Source organism: Luteibacter sp. NPDC104163 (genome assembly GCF_055584245.1).
Genome location: NZ_JBVJMK010000021.1, coordinates 32,513 through 57,284, shown reverse-complemented (window position 1 = coordinate 57,284; position 24,772 = coordinate 32,513). Strand labels below are relative to the sequence as shown.

At 66.6% G+C, this 24,772-nt stretch carries 21 protein-coding genes; 9 read left to right on the top strand and 12 right to left on the bottom strand.

Annotation, left to right across the window (positions count from 1 at the left end):
- Positions 1-10: 10 nt before the first annotated feature.
- Positions 11-787, bottom strand: coding sequence for a ferredoxin--NADP reductase (locus tag ACZ6YI_RS19565; protein ID WP_465780098.1), 777 nt, complete (start codon positions 785-787; stop codon positions 11-13).
- A 323-nt stretch (positions 788-1,110) separates the two neighbouring features.
- On the opposite strand from ACZ6YI_RS19565, the gene ACZ6YI_RS19560 reads away from it, so the two are divergent.
- Positions 1,111-1,500 (top strand): hypothetical protein, encoded by a 390-nt coding sequence (locus ACZ6YI_RS19560; protein ID WP_465780097.1) that lies wholly within the window; start codon positions 1,111-1,113, stop codon positions 1,498-1,500.
- Positions 1,501-1,596: 96 nt separating this feature from the next.
- Here the strand turns inward: ACZ6YI_RS19560 and ACZ6YI_RS19555 are convergent, their stop codons facing one another.
- Positions 1,597-4,623, bottom strand: a complete 3,027-nt coding sequence (locus ACZ6YI_RS19555) for a TonB-dependent receptor (RefSeq protein ID WP_465780096.1) — start codon at positions 4,621-4,623, stop codon at positions 1,597-1,599.
- Positions 4,624-5,311: 688 nt separating this feature from the next.
- Here ACZ6YI_RS19555 and ACZ6YI_RS19550 point away from each other — a divergent pair.
- From ACZ6YI_RS19550 to ACZ6YI_RS19540, 3 genes are read left to right on the top strand one after another with little or no spacing between them, the layout of a single operon-like run.
- A complete protein-coding gene (locus tag ACZ6YI_RS19550) occupies positions 5,312-7,483 on the top strand; it encodes a hybrid sensor histidine kinase/response regulator (protein WP_465780095.1) in 2,172 nt (723 codons plus the stop codon).
- Complete coding sequence (locus tag ACZ6YI_RS19545) at positions 7,480-8,376, top strand: alpha/beta hydrolase (protein ID WP_465780094.1); 897 nt, start codon at positions 7,480-7,482, stop codon at positions 8,374-8,376. Before ACZ6YI_RS19550 ends, ACZ6YI_RS19545 begins: the two co-directional genes overlap by 4 nt.
- Before the next feature lie 37 nt (positions 8,377-8,413).
- Positions 8,414-11,455, top strand: a complete 3,042-nt coding sequence (locus tag ACZ6YI_RS19540; protein WP_465780093.1) for a two-component regulator propeller domain-containing protein — start codon at positions 8,414-8,416, stop codon at positions 11,453-11,455.
- On the opposite strand, the gene ACZ6YI_RS19535 is transcribed toward ACZ6YI_RS19540, so the two are convergent.
- Positions 11,433-13,217, bottom strand: coding sequence for a glycoside hydrolase family 97 protein (locus ACZ6YI_RS19535; protein WP_465780092.1), 1,785 nt, complete (start codon positions 13,215-13,217; stop codon positions 11,433-11,435). The two genes, ACZ6YI_RS19540 and ACZ6YI_RS19535, sit on opposite strands and share 23 nt — an antisense overlap.
- Before the next feature lie 93 nt (positions 13,218-13,310).
- Here ACZ6YI_RS19535 and ACZ6YI_RS19530 point away from each other — a divergent pair, with 93 nt between their 5' ends.
- Entirely contained in the window at positions 13,311-14,171 is an 861-nt protein-coding gene (locus ACZ6YI_RS19530) for a methyltransferase domain-containing protein (RefSeq protein WP_465780091.1), read from the top strand.
- An 8-nt stretch (positions 14,172-14,179) separates the two neighbouring features.
- On the opposite strand, the gene ACZ6YI_RS19525 is transcribed toward ACZ6YI_RS19530, so the two are convergent.
- From ACZ6YI_RS19525 to ACZ6YI_RS19515, 3 genes are all read right to left on the bottom strand, one after another.
- A complete protein-coding gene (locus ACZ6YI_RS19525; protein ID WP_465780090.1) occupies positions 14,180-15,094 on the bottom strand; it encodes a hypothetical protein in 915 nt (304 codons plus the stop codon).
- Between the two features lie 130 nt (positions 15,095-15,224).
- Complete coding sequence (locus ACZ6YI_RS19520) at positions 15,225-15,794, bottom strand: hypothetical protein (RefSeq protein WP_465780089.1); 570 nt, start codon at positions 15,792-15,794, stop codon at positions 15,225-15,227.
- Between the two features lie 164 nt (positions 15,795-15,958).
- Entirely contained in the window at positions 15,959-16,768 is an 810-nt protein-coding gene (locus tag ACZ6YI_RS19515) for a ParB N-terminal domain-containing protein (protein WP_465780088.1), read from the bottom strand.
- A gap of 178 nt (positions 16,769-16,946) precedes the next feature.
- On the opposite strand from ACZ6YI_RS19515, the gene ACZ6YI_RS19510 reads away from it, so the two are divergent.
- Entirely contained in the window at positions 16,947-17,339 is a 393-nt protein-coding gene (locus tag ACZ6YI_RS19510; RefSeq protein WP_465780087.1) for a VOC family protein, read from the top strand.
- A complete protein-coding gene (locus ACZ6YI_RS19505; protein ID WP_465780086.1) occupies positions 17,336-17,758 on the top strand; it encodes a DUF1801 domain-containing protein in 423 nt (140 codons plus the stop codon). Before ACZ6YI_RS19510 ends, ACZ6YI_RS19505 begins: the two co-directional genes overlap by 4 nt.
- Positions 17,759-17,773: 15 nt before the next feature.
- On the opposite strand, the gene ACZ6YI_RS19500 is transcribed toward ACZ6YI_RS19505, so the two are convergent.
- A complete protein-coding gene (locus ACZ6YI_RS19500) occupies positions 17,774-18,412 on the bottom strand; it encodes an FMN-binding negative transcriptional regulator (protein WP_465780085.1) in 639 nt (212 codons plus the stop codon).
- Between the two features lie 33 nt (positions 18,413-18,445).
- A complete protein-coding gene (locus tag ACZ6YI_RS19495) occupies positions 18,446-19,063 on the bottom strand; it encodes a LysE/ArgO family amino acid transporter (RefSeq protein ID WP_465780084.1) in 618 nt (205 codons plus the stop codon).
- 98 nt (positions 19,064-19,161) lie between these two features.
- On the opposite strand from ACZ6YI_RS19495, the gene ACZ6YI_RS19490 reads away from it, so the two are divergent.
- Positions 19,162-20,067, top strand: a complete 906-nt coding sequence (locus tag ACZ6YI_RS19490; protein WP_465780083.1) for a LysR family transcriptional regulator ArgP — start codon at positions 19,162-19,164, stop codon at positions 20,065-20,067.
- 30 nt (positions 20,068-20,097) lie between these two features.
- On the opposite strand, the gene ACZ6YI_RS19485 is transcribed toward ACZ6YI_RS19490, so the two are convergent.
- Together ACZ6YI_RS19485 and ACZ6YI_RS19480 are read right to left on the bottom strand one after the other, a co-directional pair.
- Positions 20,098-21,174, bottom strand: a complete 1,077-nt coding sequence (locus ACZ6YI_RS19485; protein ID WP_465780082.1) for an alpha/beta fold hydrolase — start codon at positions 21,172-21,174, stop codon at positions 20,098-20,100.
- 89 nt (positions 21,175-21,263) lie between these two features.
- Positions 21,264-22,292: a thioredoxin family protein gene (locus tag ACZ6YI_RS19480; RefSeq protein ID WP_465780081.1), complete on the bottom strand. Its 1,029-nt coding sequence runs from the start codon at positions 22,290-22,292 to the stop codon at positions 21,264-21,266.
- 150 nt (positions 22,293-22,442) lie between these two features.
- Here ACZ6YI_RS19480 and ACZ6YI_RS19475 point away from each other — a divergent pair, with 150 nt between their 5' ends.
- Positions 22,443-22,826: a VOC family protein gene (locus ACZ6YI_RS19475; RefSeq protein WP_465780080.1), complete on the top strand. Its 384-nt coding sequence runs from the start codon at positions 22,443-22,445 to the stop codon at positions 22,824-22,826.
- A 52-nt stretch (positions 22,827-22,878) separates the two neighbouring features.
- On the opposite strand, the gene ACZ6YI_RS19470 is transcribed toward ACZ6YI_RS19475, so the two are convergent.
- Both ACZ6YI_RS19470 and ACZ6YI_RS19465 read right to left on the bottom strand, forming a co-directional pair.
- Positions 22,879-23,865: a cytochrome D1 domain-containing protein gene (locus ACZ6YI_RS19470; protein ID WP_465780079.1), complete on the bottom strand. Its 987-nt coding sequence runs from the start codon at positions 23,863-23,865 to the stop codon at positions 22,879-22,881.
- Positions 23,866-24,073: 208 nt separating this feature from the next.
- Positions 24,074-24,769 carry a class I SAM-dependent methyltransferase gene (locus tag ACZ6YI_RS19465; RefSeq protein ID WP_465780078.1) on the bottom strand — a complete coding sequence of 232 codons (696 nt, stop codon included), beginning with the start codon at positions 24,767-24,769 and terminating at the stop codon, positions 24,074-24,076.
- Positions 24,770-24,772: the final 3 nt, after the last annotated feature.

Genomic DNA, 24,772 nt, shown 5'->3' with positions numbered 1-24,772 from the left:
AGAGCAGGGCTTACTTCTCTACGAAGGCCCGTTCGATCACGTAATCACCCGGCTCGCGGGTGCGTGGGGAGGCCTGGAAGCCTTCGCCATCGAGCAGGACGCAGATGTCGTCGAGCATCGACGGGCTGCCGCACAGCATCACGCGGTCTTCGGCCGGATTGAGCTGGGGCAGGCCGGTGACGCGGGCCATTTCGCCGTCGGCGATGGCGTCGGTGATGCGGCCACGGTTACGAAATTCCTCACGCGTAACCGTCGGATAGTAGATGAGCTTCTCGCGGACCAGGTCGCCCAGGTACTCGTGGGCCGTCAGTTCCTTCTCGATGTAATCCGAGTAAGCCAGGTCGTTGACGTGGCGGACGCCGTGGGCGAGCACGATCTTGTCGAAGCGCTCGTAGGTCTCCGGGTCGCGGATGATCGACAGGAACGGCGCCAAACCCGTGCCCGTGCCGAGCAGGTAAAGCCGCTTGCCCGGCTTCAGGTCGTTGAGCACCAGGGTACCGGTGGGCTTGCGGCTCACGATGACCGGGTCGCCCGGCTTCAGGTGCTGCAGGCGCGAGGTCAGCGGGCCGTCCTGGACCTTGATGCTGAAGAACTCCAGGTGTTCCTCGTAGTGCGCGCTGGCGATGGAATAGGCGCGCATGAGCGGGCGGCCATCCACTTCCAGGCCGATCATGACGAAGTGACCGCTTTCGAAGCGGAAACCCGGATCGCGCGTGGTGCGGAAGCTGAAAAGCGAATCGTTCCAGTGATGTACGTCGATGACGTGCTCGGTCGCCAGTGCCACCATGGTTTGCGTTGCCTCTGAACAAATAGGGACGAAGCCACCGCGCCCCGCGCGGCAAGCCGTTGATCAGCTGGGGAAGCGACCCGTGGGCCGCGCTGCCTGGCGCGTGGCGCCGCTCCCCGTGGGGTGGGTGCGGGCTCAGGCGTATAAGGATACGGCATCCCGGGGATTCCCGCCGGAGGCGGGCGGGAAGCCCTGTGGGAGCGCGCTTGCGCGCGATGGGCGGCGCCGCGGACCCCATCGCGTGCAAGCGCGCTCCCACAGGGCGTCTTACAGGCGTCTCGGGGTGGTCTAAGATCCACCATTCCCTTCCAAGGATGTCCCCCATGACACGACCCGAATACACCCCGGGCCAGGCCTGGACCTACCGCACCCGCCCAGGCGAGGAGGCCTCGCGGGTCGTCATCCGCAAGAAGGACGTCGAGCCGGAGGACGGGGAGGTTTTCCACATCTCGATCCTTGGCGTGAAGCTGCGCAACCACAAGGTGCCGGGCGGCCTGCAGCCCGCCATGCACCACGCGGCGGTCGCGCGGGCGACGCTGGAGAACAGCCTGCTGGAACCGGACGGGGCTGGCGATGATGACGAGACCTGGCGCGATGGCTACGCGGTCTGGCGCCAGGCGTACGACAACGGCGACGCGGGCGTCTTCGACATCCAGGTGGCCGAGATCCTCGGCTATATCGAAATGGTCGTCGCCGCGTCCGGCGAAGCCTGACAAAAAAAGAGCGCCCTATCCTCCCGGAGCCAGCAGGGGAGGTGCTGGAACCGGGAGGTGGGCGCAAGCGTCACACAGGGATCGGATGAAGCGGTTTTAGAAGTCGTACGAGACCGACAGGCGGGCGTAACGCGGATCCTGCGTAATCAGCGGAGCGCGGTAGTACGGGTGCGGCGTACCGCGCGACTGCCACTCGGTCGGATAACGGAAGATCGCGCGCTGCTGGTTGGTCACGTTGAACACGTTGGCCGAGAACGCCAGGCGGTCGCCGCCCCAGGTCGGACGGTAGGTCAGGCCCAGGTCCCACTGGTAGGTCCACGGCAGGCGGCCCTTGTCACCCGGGGGCGACGGCTGGCCATCGCACCAGTGATAAGCGGAGCCGTAATGCGCCGGGTCGGTCTGGCCCGGGCCGTAGTAGCCGAGGCAGACTTCCGGGGCGCCCGAGGCGATCTGGAAGTTGCTCGACAGCTGCCATTCCGGTGCGAACTGCCAGAAGCCATACGCCTTGAACACATGCGGGTGGTCGTTACCCAGCGGGCCGTTGGCGTAGTTCATGACATAGCTGTTATCCCAGTCCATGCTGCCGGCGGCGCCGTTCTGGCGCGAATCCGTACGCGACTGGCCCTCGGTGTTGCCGTAGGAGCGCGAGTACACGTAATCGAACTTGCCGTACCACGTGCCATCGAACTGGTGCTCGGCGTAAAGCTCCACGCTGTAGTACTTGCGGCGCGTGGCGGGCATGCCCATTTCCTTGCGCGACAGGTCGACAGTGAACGGATTGCCGGCCGGGTCGAGCAGGGTGAACGTGTTGCCGTGGCCACCGTTGACCAGGTAGCAGCTGTTGGTCGAGCCGACCGTGTGGCCTTCAGCGATAGCCTTGTTCGTGACGAGGTCGATATCGCAGAAGTCGTCGATGACCGTGTTGAGCTTGCGGTAGGTCAGCTTCGAACCGTAGGTCCAGTTGTCACCGAAGGTCTTGTCGAAGCCAAGGATGTATTCATCCTGGTTCTCGGCCTTCAGGTTCTTGCCGGCGACGGTGCGCGGGTCAGGCGGGATACCGTACGAGTTGTTACCCGACACGACACCGCTCATCTGGGTCAGGCCGGTCGGCGTGCCGTCGGCGGCGATGCCCGAGTAGGTGAAGAACTGCTGGGTCGCGGTGTAACCGGCGGCCGCACCCGTCGCCGGGTTCAGCGGCAGGCCGAGGTAGTAACGACCCGCGTTGGCGTACAGCTTGAACGAGCCATCACCGTTCACATCCCACGTGGCGCCCAGGCGCGGGGCCCACTGCGGACGGGTCTGCTTGATGAACGGCTGGCTGAACTGGTTGTAGTCGGTGAACTGGTCGTTGCGCAGACCGACCGAGACCAGCCAGCGGTCGCTGACCTGCCACTTGTCTTCGATGTACTGCGCCTTCTGGTCGGAACGCACGTTGACCAGGTTGTAGACGACGTTCTTGCTCACCCAGTAGCCGGACTGGCCGTTCGGGAACAGCGCCGGAGCCGGTACGAAGTTACGCCCCGGGGTGTTGTCGATCGCTTCGTTCGGATCCTTCTGGAAGCCGTAGTTCCAGGCGTAGCCCGGGCCCGGGCTGAAGGTGCCGAAATCGAGGACCTGCGACTTGACGTTGTCGATACCCGCCGAGAGCGTGTGGTCGCCGGCGACGTACTGGACGTCGAAGCGGAGGTTGTTCGACTTGTTGCCACGGCCCGGCGAGCTGATGTCCGCGACCTGGGTGTTCTTGATCGCGCTGCCGCCATTGAGCGCGGGGTTCTGGTTGCCCGAACCGTCGACGCGCGCCAGGGTCGGATCGTAGTTGCCCGCCTGGTCGTAGTTCTTCACCGACATCTTGCCGTACTGGGCGCTGATGGTCAGGTTATCGGTGATGTAGCCGGTGTACTTCGCATTCCAGAAGTCGCCGCCGACCTTGGTGTCGTTGAGCGGACCGATGGTGTTGGTGCGAACCATGTCGACGTAGTTGTAACCGTAGCGCGTGCCGCTGGCCGAGCGCTTGTCGCCGACATCCGTGAACTCAAGGATGTTGTTGTCGTTGATGTTCCAGTCGAGCTTGGCGTACCAGCGCGGATTCTCGTAGGTCTTGGTCTGCGCCGGCGTGCTGTTGTCCACCGGATTGACGTCGCGGGTGCCAGTCTTCTCGAACTCGGTGGCGAGGAAGAAGAACAGCTTGTCCTTGATCAGCGGGCCGCCGGCGTAAGCGCTGACCGTGGTGGTCCACTTATCCGCCTGGCTCTTGGGCTGGTACAGGTCGCCCGCGGGCGCGGAGGCCGGGGTGTTCGTGTAATGGATGTTCGGGCCCGATGCGCGTGCCCAGTTCGGCTCCCACAGGATCTGCGCGCCGAAGTGCCACTCGTTGGTGCCGCGCTTACCGACCTGGTTGATCACACCGCCGTCGGAACGGCCGTACTTGGCGCTGTAACCGCCGGTGTAGATTTCCTGCTGGTCGATCGCACCGTACGGCAGCTGCAGGCCGCCGGCCGCGTTGAGCGGATCGGTGGTGTTGAAGCCGTTGACGTAGTACGCGTTTTCGTTGGACGCCGCGCCGCCGAAGCTGGCAAGCGGACGGCCGGTGTCGCTGGTGAAGCCACCGCCGTTGTTCACGACGCCCGGTGCCAGGCGAGCCACGGCTTCGGCATTGCGGCCGAGCGGCAGCTTGGCGAGCTGTTCGGAGGTGATCACGGTGCGCGAGTCGACGGAGGTCACGTCGATCGGCGGCAGCGCGGTACCCGTGACGGTGACGCCGCTAAGCGAGGTCGCGTCGGCGGACGTGGCGGGGGCGGCCGCGGCGAAGGAGACGTCGGTGCTGGCGTTGACGCGCAGCTGGACGTTCTTGCGCGAATCCACCGGTGCGCCATCGCGCATGAGGGTGACGGTGTAGGTGCCGAGCGGCAGCTGGGTCAGCGAGTAGTGGCCGCGGTCGTCGACGGCGGTCTCGCGGCGGAAGCCCGTGGTGCTCTCGACCACGACGGACTGCTTGCCGTTGGCCGGCACGGAGCCGTTGAGGTTACCGGTGGTCGACTGCGCGTAAGCGGTGCCGACGCCACCCAGACAGGTGGCCATGGCGATGGCCAGGGCGGTCCTGCGATTCAGAAACTGGTACTTCATGCCTTCCCCGAATGGTCAATGCCGAAAACAAACGGCAACACGGGGCCGAAGCCGCGGGTACGTGCCCGCCGCTTTCGTTTGCCGGAGCTATGAAGAGCCCCTCCCCGCGCTCCGTCGCAAATAATCCATTTGCCTCGATCCAAATGAATTGCCCGGCAAGGTGTACAGCAGCCTAGCGGGGATGTCCAGCATCGAAAGGGTGCATGCGCCTGGCCGTTTAGCCGTCCGAATGAAATGCGGCATCGCAGCAGAAAATTAGGTAACTATGGGTATTTGTGCACTTTCATGGCCCGTCGTCCGCGCCATGAAAACGATTACGCGAGCCCCCAGAAAAAGCCGAAAGAATATTTCGAACGAAGCTGCGGAGGACCACCGGATGATTCAAAACGGCACAATTTGGATCGTGCGAAATCTCATTCTTGCTGCGATTGGCCGCTTATGATCCGGGTATAATCAAAAGCTCGCCGCCGGATTCTGCGAAAAACAGGTGCGTCCCAGCATGCCCGGTGAGCCAGGCATGGATACGAAAGGCGTTGGCGAGGGCGATGAGGATAGGGTCGAAACAACACGCAAGGTTCTGCAAGCTGGCGGCGCCTGTTCGAAAGCCTGCGCAACGGGCCACTTGCCAGCCCCGGCGCAGAACATAGACTAGGCGGGTATCGGGGGACGTGGTGGAAGCAGGGCTGGCATGAAGATCGATCGCGGTAGCGGCAAACGTGCCGGACCGGTGATGCTCAGCGAGGTCGCCGCGCGGCTGCGCAATCCGCGCATCGACCGCATCGTGGCGAGCTTCCGCGAGCATCACGTATCGCTCGTGCGTACCGTCCTGCTCGGCTTCATCGTGGTCTGGACCGCGGCATGGCTGCACGGCCCCGTGCCCATGGCGCACGAGTCGCACACGGCTTTCCCCCTGGCCCTGACGCTGTTCGTCGCGAGCACCTTCTGGATGCTGTTCCTCCGGGCTGGCTGGCTGAAGGAGACCGACCGGCTCGACGCGGTGGGGCAGGTCGCGAATTTCGCCATGGCCGCGCTGTTGCTGAAAGCGGGCTTCATGCTTGTCATCACGGTCACGGCCGTGCTCCCGTTCCTCTCCGTCGCCGTCGGCATGCGCTATAGCCGGCGCGCCTTCGCCGCGAGCGTCGTGGCCTCGGTGGCGATCCTGGCCGTGGCCGCGCCCGACGGCTACTGGATCGGCCGGCCCGCGTATGCGCTGTACGCGCTCGCCCTGACCGTCGTGCTGCCGATGACCCTGTATCGCATGATCGATGCGCTGCGCGAGGTCTCCGCCGAAGCGATCGCCTCGCGCGAAGCGCAGCACCGGTTCATCTCGATGATGAGCCATGAGATGCGCACGCCGCTCAGCACGGTCATCCACGCCGCATCGCTCATCGACACCACGCTCCTCAACGATGACCAGCGCCGGCTGGTCGCCCTGCTTTCGACCAGCGCGAACGCGCTGCTCCACCGTGTGAACGCCGTGCTCGACGTCGCGTCGTTCGCCGGCGGCAGCTTCACCCTGCGACAGCACGCCTTCGCCTTCGACGAGGTGCTTGCCACGGTGGGCGCCGTCTGCCGTCCTTCGGCGGCCGAGAAGCGGATCGGCTTCAGCGTCTCGCGCGATGCGTCGGTGGAGGGCGTCTTCATGGGCGACCCGGGCCGTATCGAACAGGTGCTCTCGAACCTGGCCTCGAACGCGCTGAAGTTCACGCCGCCGGGCGGCAGCGTGGATGTCCGCGTGGAGCTCACCGAAGGCGTCGGTGGCCGCGACCCGATCATCACCTGCACCGTGACGGATACGGGCATCGGCATCGCCGATACCGACAAGCAGCGGATCTTCGATCCGTTCCAGCAGGTGAGCGTGGGCGAGAGCCGGCGCCAGGAAGGCGTGGGCCTCGGGCTCTACATCGTGCGCAATGTCTCCGGGCAGATGAACGGCCACCTCGAGGTGAACGACAACCCGATGGGCGGTTCGGTGTTCACCTGGCGCTTCCCCATGCCGCGCGCGGCGCACGGTGCACGGAGCATGGCCGACGTGCCACTGGTGGAACTGCTCGATGCACACCGGACGCGCGTCACGCCGCAGACCTGCCTCGTGGTCGACGACAACGCTTCGAACCGCGAGATCGTCGGCCGTATCCTCGAACGCGCCGGCCACCACTGCGTCTTCAGCGCCAGCGGTGACGAGGCGCTGGCGAGCCTGGAGCGCAGCGCGTTCGATCTGATTTTCATGGACCTGCACATGCCGGGCAGTTCCGGATGGGACGTGTTGGGACGGATCGAGGTCCTGCGACGTACGCAGGCCGTGCCGCCCATCGTGATGCTGAGCGCCGATTCCAGCCAGGATGCGGTGCGCATCGCGTTCAAGGCCGGTGCGCGCGCTTACCTGACCAAGCCGATCGCTGCGCAGCGCCTGCTCGATATCATCGAAGCCATCGCCGCCGAACGCTCGCTGGCGACGGCCGCGAAGGCGTGGCAGCCGGAACTGCCAGGGATCGAACCGCGCGTGGGCCTCACGACACCGCTCGATGAAATGCGCGCCCTGGCGAGCCCGGCGGAATTCGCCAGCTTCCTCGACCTGTGTTCCGAGGCATCCGACGGGCATGTCGATGCGTTGCGCGAGGCGATGCTCGGTGGTGACATCGCGGCGGCATCGGAATCGCTGCATGCGTTGCGCAACGTCCTCGGTAACCTCGGCGTGCCCGGTGCAGGCCGCGTCTGCGATGACCTGGGCGTGCTGATCGACGCGGGCGGCGATATGTATCCGGCTGTGTCCGAACTCGATGCCCTGTGCCGCTCCGTCGGGCATTACGTCACCTTGCAGCGACGCCAGGCGGGCGCGCCGGCGGATTCGGCCGCATGACGTCGCTGGACGCGCTGGCGCAGGATATCGCCCGGCGCGAGTTGGCCACGCCGTGCCTCAAACCCGACAACGAGGCGCGCATCGTGTTTGCCGATGGCGTTCCGCATGAGCGGCAGCCCCTTGCCGTCGTCTACCTGCATGGCTTCACCGCGAGCCAGGCCGAAGGCGATCCCGCGCACCGGGCGCTGGCGTCCGCGTGCGGCGCGCACCTGTACGCCAACCGCCTGCACGACCACGGTACCGACGCACCGATGGCCATGGCCGGTGCTTCGCCGCAGGCGTGGCGTGACGATGCGGATGCCGCGCTCCGGATCGGCCTGGAACTTGGCGAGCGCGTCGTGCTCGTCGCCACCTCCATGGGCGGCTCGCTGGCGCTGGACCTGGCGGCGGCGCACCCGGACAAGGTCGCGGCCCTTATCGCCTGGTCGCCGGGCATCCGCGTATTCGACGAGGAACAACTGCGTGCCGCGACGCTGCTGGAAGGGCCGGTGATCCCGCCCGGCGATCGCAGCGCTTATCAGCGGCAGTACTGGTCGTCGGTGGTGCACTCGGATGCGTACCGCGCGATCGCCCGCCTGTTCGTCGAACGCATGCAGCCGGAGCATCTAGCGAAGGTGGCTTGCCCCGTCCTTGTCGGCGCCTGGGATGGTGGTGCGGGCGACAGCGATACGCTGACCTCGGTCGCGGCCATGCGCGAAGCTTTCACCTGGCTGGGGACGCCGGCCTCCGCGCGGCAATTCATCGCCTACGACCATGCGGCCCATGTGCTGGCCAACCCCAACCGCTCCCCCGCGGCCGGCCGCGTGCTGGCCGACGCGCTGGGCTTCCTTGCCATGCATGGGCTGGGCGCAGCACCCATCGGCCATAGGTCGAAGCGACTCGGCCTCACGTAACCGCTATCGTTGCACCCTGGAAGCGATGGGGTGGGGAGTGCGGTTCAAACAGGCGATCGCCGCGATGCGGGCGGTAACGTTGGCCCTGGTGGCCTGGCTGGCGCTCGCGGGCGCCGCGATGGGCATGGATACCCGCGACCGCAGCATCAGCCAGTTCTACCACACGGCCTGGACCGTGCGCGAAGGCGCGCCAGGCCAGGTGACGGCGCTCGCCCAGACGGCGGACGGCTACCTCTGGCTGGGCACGCAGACGGGCCTGTACCGCTTCGACGGCGTGCACTTCGAACGCTACCGGCCGCGCCGCGGCGGTGATTTCCCCGCGTCCAGCGTCGCCTCGCTCTATGCGGCGCCTGATGGTGGCCTGTGGGTCGGCTTCCGTTACGGCTTTGCCAGCTACATCGAGAACGACGCCGCTGTGCATTACGGCGCGTCATCGGGGCTGCCGACGGCGACGATCTACGCGATCGCCGGCACGCCCGATGGCCGCGTGTGGGGCGCAACCTTCAACGGCCTCGTGGAACTGCGCGGCAACCGCTGGCAGGTGGTGGGCCCGGCGATGGGCCTGCCTGGCATCCGCGCGCGCAACCTCACGGTGGACCGTGAGGGGCGGCTGTGGGTGGCATCCGACGTGGCGCTCGCATGGCTGCCACCGGGTGGCGATCGTTTCGTCGTCGCAACCCGCGATGTCGGCAAGATCAACCGGATCAGCGAGGCGCCGGATGGAACGATCTGGATTGCCGATGTCGACCGGGGCGTATTGCCAGCGTGGCGCGGCACGGGCGATCCCGCCGCCGCGGGACCCATCCTGCGGCTGTCGTCATCGGGCCTGCTGTTCGACAGGGATGGCGCGCTCTGGGTGCCCACGCTGGGCGAGGGCCTGCGCCGCGTGCCGCGCGTCGAGGAGCGCTCGCGCCAACGGATCGATGCGGAGGGCACCGCCGCGGAGCGTTTCGTCGAGCGCGATGGGCTGACCTCTGACTACATCAGCGCGATCATCCAGGATCGCGAGGGCAACCTGTGGGTCGGCGGCAGCCGCGGCCTGGACCGCTTCCGCGCCAGCCGGCTGTTGCCCGCGCCGACACCTTCGGGCGCCACGGATTTCGCCATCGTGCCGGCGGCCTCGCGCGGCATCTGGATCGGGACGAAGAACCGGCCGCTGATGCGCGTGGACGCGGTAGGCGCCACGACGGTGGACTTCCCCGAGGCGATCACCGCCGCCGCGCGCGATGAGCACGCGACCTGGCTGGGCGGCCCCAACGGCGTCTGGACCATGCACGGCGATACGCCCACCCTGTTTGCCACGCTGCCCGTCCAGGATTTCACGGGCGTGCAGGCGATCACGGGTGATGGCCGTGGCGGCGCGTGGGTATCGATCAACCGGCCTGGCGTGTACCACTACACCGGCGGCAGCTGGCACCGCGAAATGCTGCCGGCCGTCGCCAACGATCCCTCGCCGCTGGTGCTCGTCCGCGACCGGGCCAACCGCCTGTGGATGGGCTTCGCCCGGGACACGATCATCGTCCGCGACGAGACCGGCCACGACACCGTGCTGGGGGAGCGCGACGGCCTGGCCGTCGGCAACGTCACGGCGCTGTGCGCGGATGGCGACACCATGTGGGTCGGCGGCGAGCGCGGCATCAACGTCGTGCGGGCGGGCCGCGTTCATCCGCTCCCGTTGCAGATGGACCTGCGCGGTGTCTCGGGCATCGTGCGCGATCGTGCCGGTGACTACTGGGCCAACGCGTCTCAGGGCATCGTCCGCATCCTCGGCGCCGATGTCGCACACGCGCAGCAGGATGACTCCTTCCGCATTCCCGTCGCGCTGTTCGATTCACTCGACGGCCTGCCGGGCACGCCGGCCCAGTTCCGCCCGTTACCGACGGCCGTCGCCGCTGACGATGGCCGGCTGTGGTTCGCGACGACCAGCGGCGTCGTCTCGATCGACCCGGCCGACGTGCCGCGCAATACGCTCCCGCCACCGGTCGCGATCCGCGGCATCGTGACGGATACGGGCTGGTACGAAGCGGACGGACGCATCCGCCTGCCCGCGAAGAGTGCACGCCTGCGCATCGTGTATACGGCGACGAGCCTTTCCATGCCGGAGCGCGTGCACTTCCGCTACCGGCTGGAGGGTATCGACCGGCACTGGCGGGATGCCGGCACCGATCGCGAGGCGGTCTATACCGACCCGCCGCCGGGCCATTACCTGTTCCGGGTGAGTGCGGCGAACGAGGATGGGGTGTGGAACGAGCAGGGCGCCGCCATCGGTATCGACGTCGCGCCCGCGTTCTACCAGACCGCGTGGTTCGCCGTGATCCTGGCGGTAGCTGGCGCCGCGATCGTCTGGATACTCGTGCTGGTGCGGATGCGCCGCGTGGAACGGCAGCTGCGCGAGCGCCTGCACGAACGCCACGCGGAGCGCGAGCGCATCGCACGCGAGCTGCACGATACGCTCCTGCAGAGCATCCAGGGCCTGATGATGCGGTTCCAGGCGGTCGCGAACCGCGTGGCGCCCGATGATCCGTTGCGTGTGTCGATGGAGCGCGCGCTCGACCGGGCGGACCTCGCGCTCGTGGAGGCACGTGACCGCGTGCGTGACCTGCGCGATCACCTCGGTGACACCGTGGCGCTGGATGTCGGCCTGGTGGAGCTGGCGCGCTCCTATGCCGAGGAGCATGCGGTACCGGTGATCGTCGATACCGCCGCCGAGTGGCACGGCATGGATCCGCTGGCGCGCGATGAGCTGTATGGCATCGCCCGCGAAGCCGTGCATAACGCGATCGCCCACGCCGAGGCGAGCCGAATTGACGTGAGCCTGCATCGGGATGGCGGCGACGTGGTGCTTTCGGTCTGCGATGACGGACAAGGCATCGACGCGGACATCCTCGCCTCGGGCCGTCCGGGGCACTGGGGCCTGCGTGGCATGCAAGAGCGCGCCGAAAACATCGGCGGCGTCGCGGAGATCACATCATCGCCCGGCCAGGGCACGCGGGTCGTCGTCCGCGTGCCCCGCGCCCGTCTCTTCCCCGCGCGGGCCTGGTGGCGCCGCTGGCTACCTAGCGGTAACAGCCGTACTTGAACTGGCCCTTGGCGACCGGGCAGAGGATGGCCGCGAAGCCACCGTTGGCCGGTACGTCGAAGCTCAGCGTGCCGTCCGCGGTGACGTTCTGCGACGAGCGGGCGACATCGCCGCGACCGGTCCCATCACGGATGATGTCGGCTCGCCACGGCCCCACGCCCAGCCCCGCGAGCGGCACGCTCAGGCGGCGCGCAGGGCCCGCCGAGATCGCACCGATGAACCAGCGATCGCCGCTACGACGCGCGAAGATCGCCTCTTCGCCGGGGGCGCCGGCGATAAGCTTCGTCTCGTCCCAGGTGGTCGGGATCTGGTCCAGGAACGCGAGCGCATTGGGGCGGCGCTGGTACGCCTCGGGGCTGTCGGCGAGATGCGTCAAGCCGGATTCGAAGACGATCGGCAGCGCCACCTCGTGCGCGATGCTGGCTTCCTGGCGGCCGACGTCGAAGGCGACCGGCGTGTAATCCATGGAGCCGACGACATTGCGTGTGAACGGCTGGATGGTGTTACCGACCGCCGGCGGATCGTTTTCCGCGCCGCGCACGCCTTCCATCGTCATCAGGTGGGGCCAGGTCCGCGCGAGCCCGTGCGGGATCGTGCCACCGTGGAAATCGACCATGAGCTGCAGGCGCGCGGTATCGGCGAGCGTCTCGTCGTACCAGCGGAAGCGTGCCTGGCTGTCCGAACCCATGAAGTCGATCTTGACGCCCTTGACGCCCCAGCCTTTGACACGGGTGAGCCATGCCTCGCGCTTCGCTGCCGTATCGAGCATCGTCCACGGGAACCAGATCAGCACGTCCACGTGTTTCGCGTTGGCGTAGCGGATGAGCTGGGGCACCCACGTTTCGCTCCAGCCTTCATCGAGCAGCACATACGGCATGCGGTTCGCCGCCGCGAAATCGACGAACTGCTTCTGCCGTTCAAAGCTCTTCGGGCTATCGTGGTCGCTGATCCATGACCACGCGACGCTGCCCGGGCGGATCCACGAGGTGTCGGTGATTTTCGATGGGTCCGCAAGGTCATCCACGAGCGTCGATTCGGTGACGGTCGCGAGGTCGCCGGCGATGATGGTGCGCCAGGGCGTGACGCCGGTGCTGTCCACCCGGCTATCGGCCAGGGTGAGGCCGTACGACGGCGAGTTCGCCACGTGGGTGAGGCGGCTGCCGTCGTAGCGGCCGTCCGCATTGGCCTCGGTGATCAGGACGTAGCGCTGGCCGACGAGGAACAGGGAGGGATAGCCGTAGTCCCCGCCGGGGGCGGCGGATGCGGAGGTCTGGATGCGCTCCTTCTCGTTGCTCGGGTCGTAGGGCAGCAACCAGGCGCGGGCATCGGCGGGAAGTGTGTAGCTCGTGGCTTCGCCGGTCACCGTCACCTGGGTCGTGCCCGGCAGCTCGTAGCGGAAGGCGACGCCGTCGCTGGCGACACGCACGACCACATCGAGCTTCTCGCCCTTGTCGTTCTGCAGCGCGAAGCGGTTTTCCGTGAGGTTGGCATGGCGCACGAGGCGCTTGCCGGTAGTCATCCGATAGCTCTCGGTGAGATTGCGCTGGGTGGTGCCGAGCAGGCGAAGGCCGTGGGTCAGGTCGCTGCCCGTGGTGCGCAGGCCGAGCGTGGCGTCGACGAGCACCTGGCCCTGCGGATCGGCGATGTTGAGTACGGGGCGCCCGCCATCGCGAAAGACCATGGTCACCAGCGGCGGCGTAGCGAAAGCGGGCAAGGCGACTACGGCGGCGAGTGCGGCGACAAGGCGGTGCGACGTCTTCATGGGAGCTCCTGGGGCGGGCGTGCCGATCGCCGAGCATTCCACAGCGGTGCACGGCGGCTCAAGCAGGACGTAGCCAGCGTGAGAACCGCGTCAATGCAAAAGCCCACTACCATGGCCGGCATGACCGATGTCCCTTGTGCCTTCCTCGAACTCCTGGAAACCGATGCCACCTGGCGTGACCCGGGGGCGTTCCGCTGGCGCGCGGATGCCATGGATCGCCTCGACCTGCTGTCGCTGGCGATGACGGACGACGCGCAACGGCAACGCGCCGATGCGTTGTTCGATGCGATGGGCGCGGCCGACGAGGCGCTGTTCGCTGCGTTGCGTGCGGCGATCCGCGGCGGGGAAGGGAAGGCGGCGCTCGCGCCGTGGCTCGATATCGGTGAGCCGGTCGGCGCGCATTACGACGCACTGGATGCGTTGGTGGCGGGGATACTGGCCGTCGACGAGCCGGTGCCGGCCGTATCGCGCCTGCCGGCGGACATGGTGTTCTACCAGCCGACGCCTGCGCGGCACATCGTCGATGCGGTGCGCCTCGCGGCGCTCACTCCCGGAGACCATGTTCTGGACCTGGGGTCGGGGCTGGGCCATGTGCCGCTGCTGATGCGGATCCTGAGTGGTGCGACGGTCACCGGCGTGGAGCGTGAGCCTGCCTATGTGGATGGCGCACGCGCTGCGGCATTGACATTGGGGCTGGATGCCGTGCATTTCACATGCGCCGATGCGCGCGAGGTCGACTTCTCGCAGGCGGATGTGTTCTACCTGTTCACGCCGTTCATCGGGGCGGTGTTGCGCGATGTGGTCGCGCGCATAGAGGCGGAAGCACGCAAGCGGCCGCTGCGCGTTCTCGCGCTTGGCCCGTGCACACGCACGTTCGCGCGACAACCCTGGCTGCGCAGCGACGCCGCCGATCCCGAAGCCGCCGACCGCATCATCCTCTTTGCATCGGTTTAGCCGGACCCTCAGCGTTTGGCGGGCGGCAGCTTCGCAATCAATGCCGCCCGGAATACCGTCGCCAGCAGATGGAAGCCTGCCTCGTTGGGGTGCATCTCATCGTTCCACTGGTCGTCACGCGTGAGCTGCCCGCGCAGGTCGACGTAATCGAACATGCCGCCGTACCTGGCGGATGCCTTCAACGGTTCCAGCACGCGCTCCGCGAACCCATCGATCAGGAGCTTCACGAACGCGCGCCACGCCGGGAGGCCGCCGGGGATCACCGGTTCGATGTAAGGCCCGATCCACGGCCCGATGGACTTCTTCAGCAGCGCAGCGGCGCCAAGATTGCCGAGGCCCAGTTTCGCCTCGCTGCCGATCAGCCTTGGGTAGTCGTAGGTATGCGCAAGGATCGGTACGTTCGGCTTCGCTGCGTGGAACGTGTCGAGGAACAACGCATACGCGTTGCGCAGGTCATCGAACCGGCCCGTGGCCACGATGACGTCGAAGGCCTGCTGCGGTGAGAGATTCTTTTGACCGGCCATGGTCTTCTGCAGCCACGTATCGACAAAGTCGTTCCCGCCGGCGCTCAGCAGGACCATATCGAAGTTGAAACGGCCGAACCATCCGACGAGGTCGTCGACGTTATCCCGGGTGAACATAGAGCGGCTGGGGTGCTCACTTTGGGGGATGGCCTGGTCGCCGCTGTGCTCGGCGCGGAAGAACAGCCCACCCTGGCCGAGCAGTGGAACGCCACGCTCGTTGTCCTGCGGTGCAGGCGAAACGATCCAGTCGAGCATGTTCATGTACAGCGGCGTGGAGAACCAGGAATCACCCTCGCAGAGGATGACCGGCACCCGGTCGAGCGCCTTCTGGCTCTTAAGGCCGTTGTAGAGGGCGCGGAACTGGCCGCGCTGCGAAAGGGAAGACGCGGGAACGGGCATGGCGGCAGCTCGCGCGGCGAAGGTGCCCCGATCCTACCCCATGCCCGGTGACAGTCAGCCCCTCGCGGCCCCCTCCCTTGTGGGAGCGCGCTTGCGCGCGATAAGGCCTGCCGTACCGCCCGACCCCTACTTACCTCCCGTGAAACCGCCCCGTAGCCCCACCCACCGAAATACTGACCCCACCGGTCGGATGCTCGCAGCTGCCAAAGGCCTGCGAGAGGCTCACCGCACCGCCCTGGTAGCTCCCGCTGCCGCCGTGGCTGGCGCTGACGACCCCGGTGCTGACGCTGCCGTGCACCTGGGGTTTGTTATATGTGGCGTCATCGCAGCGCGGGCCATCGTCCTCGATATCGGCCCCGGCCATCTGGCCGCTGGTGTCGCCGTAGTAGGTGCCCGGCGGATCCTTCGCCCGCGACGGCGTGACGGCGACGCTCTCCTTGCCGCCGGCGGAAGGTGCCGCCTGGGCCGCCGCGCTGGCCGGGGCCGGGGTCGCGGCTGCGGCCGGATGGCTCATGGAAGCCGTGCCGTTCTTCGAGCCGTTGTCGGCCACCGCGGGGGCCTGCGCCGGTGCCGGCGCCGTGCTGGAAGCCGCAGGCACGTAATTCGGCGAAAGGTTGAGGTTGAGCGGCTTGCCGGCGTCCTGCGCCATGGCGGCGCCAGCAAGCAGGGAAAGGGTGGTGAGGGCGAGGATGGACTTCATGGAACGCTCCGGGGGACCTGCCAAAGAACGCCTAAGGCAGCGTCCGGTGTACCGGGGTTGGAACGCCCGTTAAGGGGGGAGTTCCCTGCGGTGCCGGATCGCGCGCCTTGGCTGGGGTCCGGCCTGGCCGGATCGCGCGCAAGCGCGCTCCCCCATGGCTTACATCATGCCTCTTCGGGGGCCTCGAGGGGCGGTTCACCCAGGCGGGCGCGCAGGGCGTCGATCTGGCGGCGCAGGTTGCGGTTCTCGGCTTCCAGCTCCGCGACCTGCTCGCGCAGGGCCACCACGTCGCCCGACGGCTTCTCGCGCGGCTTGCGCTTCGATTCGCGGACCCGCTTGGCGGCCTCCTTCAGCTCCTGGTCGCCCGCCGTGGCGGCGGCGCGCTGCTCGTCTTCCGGGAGCGAGGCCACGGCGGCACCGGCGCTGATCGACAGGGTGCCCGACTTCACCGCGGCGACCACCTCCGGGGCGGCCTCCTTGCGGATCTTCTCGATCATGCCGACCTGGTTGGCGCTGATGCGCGCCTCGCGGGCGATTTCCTTGCGGCTATCGTTCGGGTTGGGGCGCGGGGCCTTCGGTTTGGCCGGGGCCGAGCCCTCCGCGTCGAAGGGCAGGTCGTTCTCGTCCTTTGCCGGCTCCTCGGTCTCGCGGCGGGCGGCCAGGATCTCGCGCTTGCGCAGCGCCAGCACGCCACGCTGGAAATCCGAGACGCTGCGCCGGCCAAGGTGCTGCTCGATCATCCACAGGTGCACATCGTCCATGGACTGGAAACGCTCGTTCTGCACGGTCTTGAACGGGATATCGTGCTTGCGGCAGATGCCATAGCGGTTGTGCCCATCGACCAGCGTATCGCCCCACAGCACCAGCGCGTCGCGGCAACCCTCGGTCAGCAGGCTGCGCTCCAGGGACTCGTGCTCATCCGGGGTGAGCGGATCGATGTAGGCCTTGAGTTCTTCGTTGACGACGATGTGCATGGGATAGAGGCGCGGTAGCGGACGGGCGGCCGCGCATTCTAGTGCCTGCCGGTCTCACGTGCAGCGACGATGTGGGGGTTGACAGGATCGGCAACTGGCGCCTTGTCCGCGGGCCCCTGCCGTGAACGCCGGCACTCGTGCAAAATGCAGCCGGACCCCGGCTGAGAATACAGTTCAGATGAACATGGAAACCGTCGAGATCAAGGCGTTCGTCCCTGCCCGGGATTTTGAACTTTCCAAGGCCTTCTACACCGATCTTGGGTTCGAGGTGGCCTACTCATCCGAAGACCTCGCTTACCTGAAGGCGGGCGAGTGCGCCTTCCTGCTACAAGCCTTCTACGTGAAGGAACACGCAACTAACTTCATGATGCACATGTTGGTGGAGGACGTGGATGCGTGGTGGCGTCACGTCGAGGATGCAGGCCTGGTCACCAGGTATGGAATTCGCGCCGATCCACCTGCAGACCGTCCCTGGGCGATAAGGGACTTTGTCATCGTCGACCCCTCCGGCGTGCTGTGGCGCATCGGTACTAACATTGGATCGCCCGCCAACCCTAAGGAGACGCCATGAAAGCGACCAGGGAAGCACCGGAGAGCATCGACGCCACGGTGTTGATCGATGCCCGCATTGAAAGCCTGAACGACTGGCGCGGTGAAGCGCTCGCGCGCATGCGAAAGCTCATCCACGAGGCGTTGCCCGATGTGGTCGAGACATGGAAGTGGATGGGTACGCCCGTGTGGGAGCACAACGGCATCATCTGCACCGGTGAGAGCTACAAGGACAAGATCAAGCTGACCTTTGCCAAAGGTGCGTCGTTGTCCGATCCGGCGAAGCTCTTTAATTCCAGCCTGGACGGGAACATGCGCCGCGCGCTGGATATCGGCAAGGACCAGAAGGTCGATGCCGTGAAGTTCAAGGCGCTGGTGAAAGCCGCCGCCGCCCTGAATGCTTCAACGAAGAAGAAAGCCCCTGCCAAGCGTGCGAAATAGCACGGTGGTCAACGATTACTGATCACGCTTGATCGCTGCCCGGCGCATTGCGGCGGCCAGCGCGGGGTTCCCGCTTCCATCGACGCCTTGTACCGCGCCCTCGAAGTCGGCCGGCGTGCGGTTCTGGCTGAGCTTCCGCTTGCCTTCCAGTCGCGTGATCTCGACTTCGATGCCCACGATATGGGCCAGTTCCTCGGCAAGGTAATCGGCCGGGGCATCGCCCATGCGCCATGGCTCCGGCAGCCGGGATTCGTGTTCGCGGGTGAGTCGGGCCACGACGCCGCGCACGTAGGTTTCGTCGTCGATGACGCGGATGCGGCCGTGGACGTGTACCGCCTCGTAGTTCCACGTGGGCACGTGGCGGTGGGTTTCGTGCTTGCTCGGATACCAGTTGGGCGAGACATAGCCGTTCGCGCCGCGGAAGACGACCAGCACCTCATCGCCCGCCGCGACGTCGCGCCAGAGCGAATTCGCGCGCGCCACGTGCGCCACCAGCGTGCCTTTCGCGCCGCGGCTTTCGTCGACAAGGAAGGGCAGGTGGTTCGCGTCCAGGCCGGCGGTGGTGTGCGTGACCAGTGCGCCCAGCGGATGCTCGCGGAGCAGCGCGAACAGCGTGGCGGCGTCGGTTTCGGCGAAGAGGGCGGGTACGTACATGTGACGTTATCGATAGCCGGGAGGGAAAGGCACTCAGTGCAGCGGACGCACCAGCAGCACCACGCAAAGCAGCAGCATGAACAGCGCCACGGCCGCATCCATGATGCGCCACGCCGTCGGATTCCTGAAGACCGGCGTGAGCAGGCGCGCGCCAAAGCCAAGGCTGAGGAACCAGACCACGCTCGCAGCGCAGGCGCCGGCCGCGAAGACCCAGCGCAACGTGTCGGGGTAGCCGGTCGAAAGGCTGCCGAGCAGGATCATGGTGTCGAGATAGACGTGCGGATTGAGGAAGGTGAAGGCGAGGCAGGCAAGGGCCGCCTTGTACCACGCGGGCTGGACGCCGCCGGAGGGGGCTAGCCCGCCACCGCCTCGCCAGGCCCGGCAGGCGGCCATCAGGGCATATACCCCGAGAAAGGCGGCACCGCCGAAGCGCAGGGCCTGGAGCAGCCACGGCACCCGTTCGACGAGAACGCCAATGCCGGCCACGCCGAGCAGGATCAGGAGGATGTCGCTGAGGGCGCAGATGGCCACGACGACACCCACGTGCGAGCGCTGCAGGCCTTGCCGCAATACGAACGCGTTCTGGGCGCCGATGGCCATGATGAGGCCGGCGCTGGCTGCGAAGCCAGCGAGTGCAGTAGTCAGGATCATGGGGATGTCACCGGAGGAAGGCCCCCATGATGTCGCCCCTATGCTGCTTAGACAAACTAAAGAATCTTCAGTCGGATAAGATTTGCTAATCTGGCCACATGGATCTCCTTCATCCCCAGCTGGCCGCATTCGCCGCCGTCATCGAGGAAGGCAGCTTCGAGCATGCCGCCCGGCGCCTTTCGGTGACGCCCTCAGCCATCTCGCAGCGGATCAAGGCGCTCGAAGACCGGCTCGGCCAGGTGCTGGTTGTCCGCCAGGTCCCGTGCAGGCCGACGGCCGCCGGTGAGCGGCTGCTGCTCCGCCTCAGGCCGATGCAGGCGCTCGAGGCGGAAGCCCTGGCGGACTTCCTGCCCGAGGAAGTGCGGCCGGCGCAGTCGCGGCCGGTCGCGATCGCGGTCAACGATGATTCCCTGCACACGTGGGTGATCACGGCGCTGGCCACCCTGCACGCCGGGCATGGTTACTTCTTCGACGTACGCGTGGACGACCAGGATCACACGCTCGACCACCTGCGCGAGGGTGCGGTGCTGGGCGCGATCACCTCGGAGCGCAAACCCCTGCAGGGCTGCAACGTCTTCGCGCTGGGCCGCATGCGCTATCACGCGATCGCATCGCCCGCTTTCGTGCGGAAGCATTTTCCACGCGGCATGGATGCGGCATCGCTTGCCGCCGCGCCGATGATCGTGTTCAACCGCAAGGATGAGCTGCAGGCGCGCTATGTGCGTCGCGTCACCCGGGCGAAGGTCACGCCACCGATCCACTACCTTCCCACGTCCACGGGTTTCGTCGAAGCGGCGGCAAAGGGGCTCGGCTGGTGCCTGGCGCCCGACCTGCTCGCCAGGCCTGCACTGGCCGCCGGCCAGATCGCCACGATCGATGAAGAACGCACGCTCTACGTGCCGCTCTACTGGCAATGCGCAGCGGTGCCTTCGAGCACGCTTCAGCACATCACGCAGGCCTTGCGCAGCGTCGCGGAAACCGCGTTGTCGCCCGAACCGGACTGAGCGGGGCATCCGTGCCCCGCTTCGACGTTGCTACTTTTCGCGCGTCAGCGGCAGCACACGCTCGCGGAGCACCTTGTACTCCGCATCGATCACGTCCTGGTTCGGATCGTGGCCCGCGTGCTCGAGCAGTACCCAGCCTTTCTCCGGCGCCTTGATCTGGTCGTACCAGCGGCGCGCGACGTCCGGCGTGGCGAGCAGGTCCTGCTTCCCTTCGATCAGGAAGACCGGGATAGCGAAGTCGGTGCCGAGGGCGGGGAGGTTCGCGTGGGCGAGCATACCGTCGCCATGCATGCCGACGAAGTTGATGAAGGAATAGTCCTCACCGTTCGTATAGTCCTCCGTGGCCTTCGGCGTCGTGTATTCCGGTGCCGGCTTCCATGTGGATGGAGGCGGTGTCGTGACCTTCGCTTCGTACGCACGGATGACCCGGCGCACCTTGCCGAAGCTGCGCGGATCGGTCCACGGCGGCGTGCCGACCTGCTTCAGGATAGCGAGCGACGGCTGGTCGTTAGCCGCTTCGGCCAGGGCCATGAGCTTCTTGTAGCTCTCGGCCTGGTTCTCCAGCGAGTTCACGACCTGCGAAGTGCCTACGTACGCATAGAACAGGTCCGGCCGGGCCTTCGCCATGTAAACGCCAAGGATCGAGCCCCACGAGCTCCCCCACAGGATCACCTTGCGCTTGCCGTAGCGGTGCGCGAGATATTCGGCGAGCTCGTTGCCGTCCTTTGCCATCCGCTCGATCGTCAGCGTCTCGCCTTCGGCAGGCGGGTTGCGCCCATAGGTCATGCCCGCGCCACGCTGGTCCCACTGCACGACGATGAAATCCTTCGACCACGCACCGTACATCGTGTCCGAGAGCGGGCTCAGGGGATTGCCGGGGCCGCCGCTGATGAACAGGATGACGGGGTTGGCGCAACTGTCGCCCTTGGCGGTGACCCATTGTTCGATGCCGCCAATGCGAACGAAGCCTGCGCTATCGACCTTGCCCGGCTTGCCCTTGCAGGCGGCGTCCAGCGGTACCGCGGCCTGGCTCGTGCCGGCCTTCGCGCTCTCGGCGGCCTGCGCACCGGACGCAAGCGTGCCCAGGGCCAACAGCGTGGCCCCCACCAACGATGCTTTCCTCACCCTTATCCCCCGAAGTGCGGCCACGCGGCCGCCGGGTCAGGAATGTAGCTGATTGCTGGCGCGGCCGTCTCTCAGCCGAAGGTAAAGGAGTACGCCTGCACGCCAGGATCGAGGAATTCGATCTCGAAGACGTGATCCGTGATCGGCGGGGTCTGCCGGATCAGCTGGTACATGCGCGGCTCGTCGACCTTGCCGTTACCGCTCGCGTCGGTATCGACGCCGTGGGCTGCTCCCGGCGGCTTGCCGTCGATCGTGACCCGGAAGCGGACGCTGCCACCACCGGCCGTGGGGCCGAGCACGAGGTGCAGGTCACGCGAATGGAAGCGGTAGACGATCTTGCCGTCGGCGCCTTCGGCCTTCGCCGACTCACGGCCCATGGTCCACTCGCCGGCAAGTGCCCAGTGGTTCAGGCCGAGGCCGTCGGGCACCTTGTAGCCGTGCATGCGGTCCTGCACCACGCCGCCTGGGGACGCGAACTGTTCCGTGCGGGCATAGCCGGTGTAGGTCTCGGGCGAGCGCTCGTCCGCGGTATCGGCGGGCGCTTCCGCGCCTTCACCGACCGGGGCGACGAGCGGTCCGCTCGTGGGCGGGTTGCCTGCTTCCTCAAGCAGGCGGCGGATGACCAGTTCTGACTTGTCGTAGTTGCCTTCGCCAAATTCGACGTGGCGCACCTTGCCCTTCGCATCGATGAAATACAGGGCGGGCCAGTATTCGTTATTGAAGGCGTCCCACACCTGGTGATCGCTGTCGATGGCCACCGGATAGTTCACGTTGTACTCGGCCAGGGCACGGCGCACGTTGCCCGCGTCGCGCTCGAAGGCGAACTCGGGGGAATGCACCCCGATCACCACCAGCCCCTGCTTCTTGTACTTCTCCGCCCAGGCGCGCACGTACGGCACCTGGCGGAGCGAGTTGATGCATGAGTACGTCCAGAAATTGACCACGATGACCTTGCCGCGCAGGTTGGCATCGACGAGGGGCTGGGAATTCAACCAGCCTGTGGCGCCGTCGAAGGGTGGTACGGCACCGGCGTGGGCAGGCACGGCGATGCCTATGGCGGCGAGCAGGGCGAGTTTCGCCAGGGTAGGCAGGCGCTTCATCGCCAGGCTCCGGGAATGCGGGGAAGAGACGCATTACAGCAGGGCCGCCCCCGCATCGATTGCACCTACGTATCGGCTGTGTCGACGGCCCCCGCGTGCAGCCGGTCTTGCGGTACGCTCGCGTTTCCATCGCCCACGGTCGGAGGTCCCATGAAACGCGTCACCGGTATTGGCGGCATTTTCTTCAAGGCCAAGGACGCCCCGGCCTTGCGGGCGTGGTACCAGAAGCACCTTGGGATCGACGTACAGGAGTGGGGCGGCGCCGCCTTCACCTGGACGGACGACAAGGGTGAGCCGACCTGCGGCACCACCATCTGGTCGGTTTCCTCAGGCAAGGATGGCCAGGTGCCCGAGAGCCAGGCATTCACCATCAACTATCGCGTCCATGACGTGCACGCGCTTGTAAAAGCGCTGCGCGACGAGGGGTGCCAGGTCGTTGGTGACGTGGACGAATCGGACTACGGCAAGTTCGCCTGGGTCATGGACCCGGAGGGGAACAAGGTGGAACTCTGGGAACCGCCGGAGGGGCAGTAAAAAAACGGCCGCCCATCGAGGCGGCCGTTTCGCATGCTACGGCGACGGAAGCTTAGTCGACCTGCTGCGTCGCGACGGCCGATGGGCCGTTGCCGACGTTGACGGTCGCGACGACCTTGTTGTTCGCCGGATTGATCACCGAGACCGTGTTCGATCCGGAGTTCGTGACATAGACGCGTGCCAGCGGCAGGCTGACCGCGATCGGGCCCGGTGCGATGCCGACTGGAACCGTCGCGATCACGGTCTTGCTGCCGGCGTCGATGACCGACACCGTGCCATCGGCAAGGTTGGACACGTAGGCGCGCGTACCCAGGAGGCTCGTCGCGACCGCATCGGACGCGTTGCCGGTAGCGATCGTCGAGGTCACGGTGTTGCTCGCGGTGTCGATCACCGAGACGTTGTTCGTGCCCTGGTTCGCGACATAGACGCGCGCGCCGAACGGGCCCACGTCGAGGCTGACCGGCGCCGAACCCACCGGCACGGAGGCTTCAACCTGCTTCGTCTTCGTGTTGATCACCGACACCGTGTTGTCGAAAAAGTTGGCGGTGTAGACGTACTTGCCAGAGATGCCCGCGGCCACGCCGAACGGTACGGTGCCGGTGGGGAGCGAATCGACCACGCTGTAGGTGGCGGTATCGATCACCGACACGGTGCTGTCGTTGGCGTTCGTCACATAGGCCGAGCGGCCATCCACGCTGAAGGTGACGCCGTACGGGAAGGCGCCAACCGGGATCGTGGCGACGACCGCATTGGTGGATGCCTTGATGACCGACACGGTGTTGTCGTTCGAGTTGGTCACGTAGACCTTGCTGCCGTCACGGCTGACGGCGATGCCGAACGGGCTGCTACCAACGGTAACAGTCGCTGTCACGACATTGCGCGTCGTGTCGATCACCGACACGGTATTGTCGTTCTGGTTCGCCACATAGGCGTTCGTATTGATGATGGAGCCGGCGGCAGCGGGGAGGGCTACGCCCGCGAGGAGCAGCGGAAGGGCGCAACGGGCCGCGCCCGTAAGCATCGAATGCCTGGTCGTCATGGGATGTCTCACTGGTAGTGGTTGGGCGCAATCTCACGCCCGCCATGACCTGGCCGGAACCGGTTGATACCGATCTCGTGCTTGCGCAGGGTGAACGTAGCGTCCACCCGTTACCGATAGTTTCCGCCGCGGTTACGCGGGATATTGCAAGGGCGTGGCAGGCCTTCGCTGCCCCGCTGGCAGGCTTGGACCAGGCGCTTGCCCGGAGCTATGGAGCCATGGACCCAGCCGGTGGTGCATAAGCTACCCAGCCGCGAAACGTGAAGCCGGCGAAGAATAGTTCGGTGTCGATAAACCCGGCCTCGCGCATGAGTGCGACATCGGTCTCGGGCGAGAGCAATGGAAGCCGCGCGCTTATCGCTGATGCCGCGTTGCTCGCATCCTTTTCGGGCACGCCGGAAGCGGCAGCGAACGCCGCGTAACGCCGGAGCCAGCGTTCCTTTTCGCCATCGCCCAGCGGGAAGCTGTGATGGGCCACGACCAGGGGCGCGCCCGGCTTCAGGCGCCGACGAAGTTCCTGCAGCGTGTGCAGGCGTTCTTCAGCGGTGAGGAAGTGCAGGGTGAGCAGGCAGGTCGCCCCGTCGAACGGGCCTTCGGGAGCGGTGTCGATATAGCCTTCGCGCAGGTCCACGCGCGAAGCAAGCGGGCCCAGTGTCGTCGTCGCCAACCCGAGCATCTCGGCGGAAGGGTCCACGCCCGTGAACCGCCAGCCCGCGTGAGCTTCCGCGAAGACCTTCAGCTCGAGACCGCCGCCCGCGCCGAGCACGAGGACATGCCCATTGGCCGGAACGGATTCCGCGAGGAGGAGCGAGGCCATCTGCTGCATGCCGTGAAAACCCGGCACCTGCCGCACGGGTCCCTGTGCATATCGGGCTACGGCCTGGGGATCGGAAAAGGTCGACACGGG

Bases quoted from the DNA above. Each gene is read 5' to 3' on its own strand.
- ACZ6YI_RS19565 (WP_465780098.1), bottom strand. From the start codon at position 787: ATGGTGGCACTGGCGACCGAGCACGTCATCGACGTACATCACTGGAAC.
- ACZ6YI_RS19560 (WP_465780097.1), top strand. From the start codon at position 1,111: ATGACACGACCCGAATACACCCCGGGCCAGGCCTGGACCTACCGCACC.
- ACZ6YI_RS19555 (WP_465780096.1), bottom strand. From the start codon at position 4,623: ATGAAGTACCAGTTTCTGAATCGCAGGACCGCCCTGGCCATCGCCATG.
- ACZ6YI_RS19550 (WP_465780095.1), top strand. From the start codon at position 5,312: ATGAAGATCGATCGCGGTAGCGGCAAACGTGCCGGACCGGTGATGCTC.
- ACZ6YI_RS19545 (WP_465780094.1), top strand. From the start codon at position 7,480: ATGACGTCGCTGGACGCGCTGGCGCAGGATATCGCCCGGCGCGAGTTG.
- ACZ6YI_RS19535 (WP_465780092.1), bottom strand. From the start codon at position 13,217: ATGAAGACGTCGCACCGCCTTGTCGCCGCACTCGCCGCCGTAGTCGCC.
- ACZ6YI_RS19530 (WP_465780091.1), top strand. From the start codon at position 13,311: ATGCAAAAGCCCACTACCATGGCCGGCATGACCGATGTCCCTTGTGCC.
- ACZ6YI_RS19525 (WP_465780090.1), bottom strand. From the start codon at position 15,094: ATGCCCGTTCCCGCGTCTTCCCTTTCGCAGCGCGGCCAGTTCCGCGCC.
- ACZ6YI_RS19520 (WP_465780089.1), bottom strand. From the start codon at position 15,794: ATGAAGTCCATCCTCGCCCTCACCACCCTTTCCCTGCTTGCTGGCGCC.
- ACZ6YI_RS19515 (WP_465780088.1), bottom strand. From the start codon at position 16,768: ATGCACATCGTCGTCAACGAAGAACTCAAGGCCTACATCGATCCGCTC.
- ACZ6YI_RS19510 (WP_465780087.1), top strand. From the start codon at position 16,947: ATGAACATGGAAACCGTCGAGATCAAGGCGTTCGTCCCTGCCCGGGAT.
- ACZ6YI_RS19505 (WP_465780086.1), top strand. From the start codon at position 17,336: ATGAAAGCGACCAGGGAAGCACCGGAGAGCATCGACGCCACGGTGTTG.
- ACZ6YI_RS19500 (WP_465780085.1), bottom strand. From the start codon at position 18,412: ATGTACGTACCCGCCCTCTTCGCCGAAACCGACGCCGCCACGCTGTTC.
- ACZ6YI_RS19495 (WP_465780084.1), bottom strand. From the start codon at position 19,063: ATGATCCTGACTACTGCACTCGCTGGCTTCGCAGCCAGCGCCGGCCTC.
- ACZ6YI_RS19490 (WP_465780083.1), top strand. From the start codon at position 19,162: ATGGATCTCCTTCATCCCCAGCTGGCCGCATTCGCCGCCGTCATCGAG.
- ACZ6YI_RS19480 (WP_465780081.1), bottom strand. From the start codon at position 22,292: ATGAAGCGCCTGCCTACCCTGGCGAAACTCGCCCTGCTCGCCGCCATA.
- ACZ6YI_RS19475 (WP_465780080.1), top strand. From the start codon at position 22,443: ATGAAACGCGTCACCGGTATTGGCGGCATTTTCTTCAAGGCCAAGGAC.
- ACZ6YI_RS19470 (WP_465780079.1), bottom strand. From the start codon at position 23,865: ATGACGACCAGGCATTCGATGCTTACGGGCGCGGCCCGTTGCGCCCTT.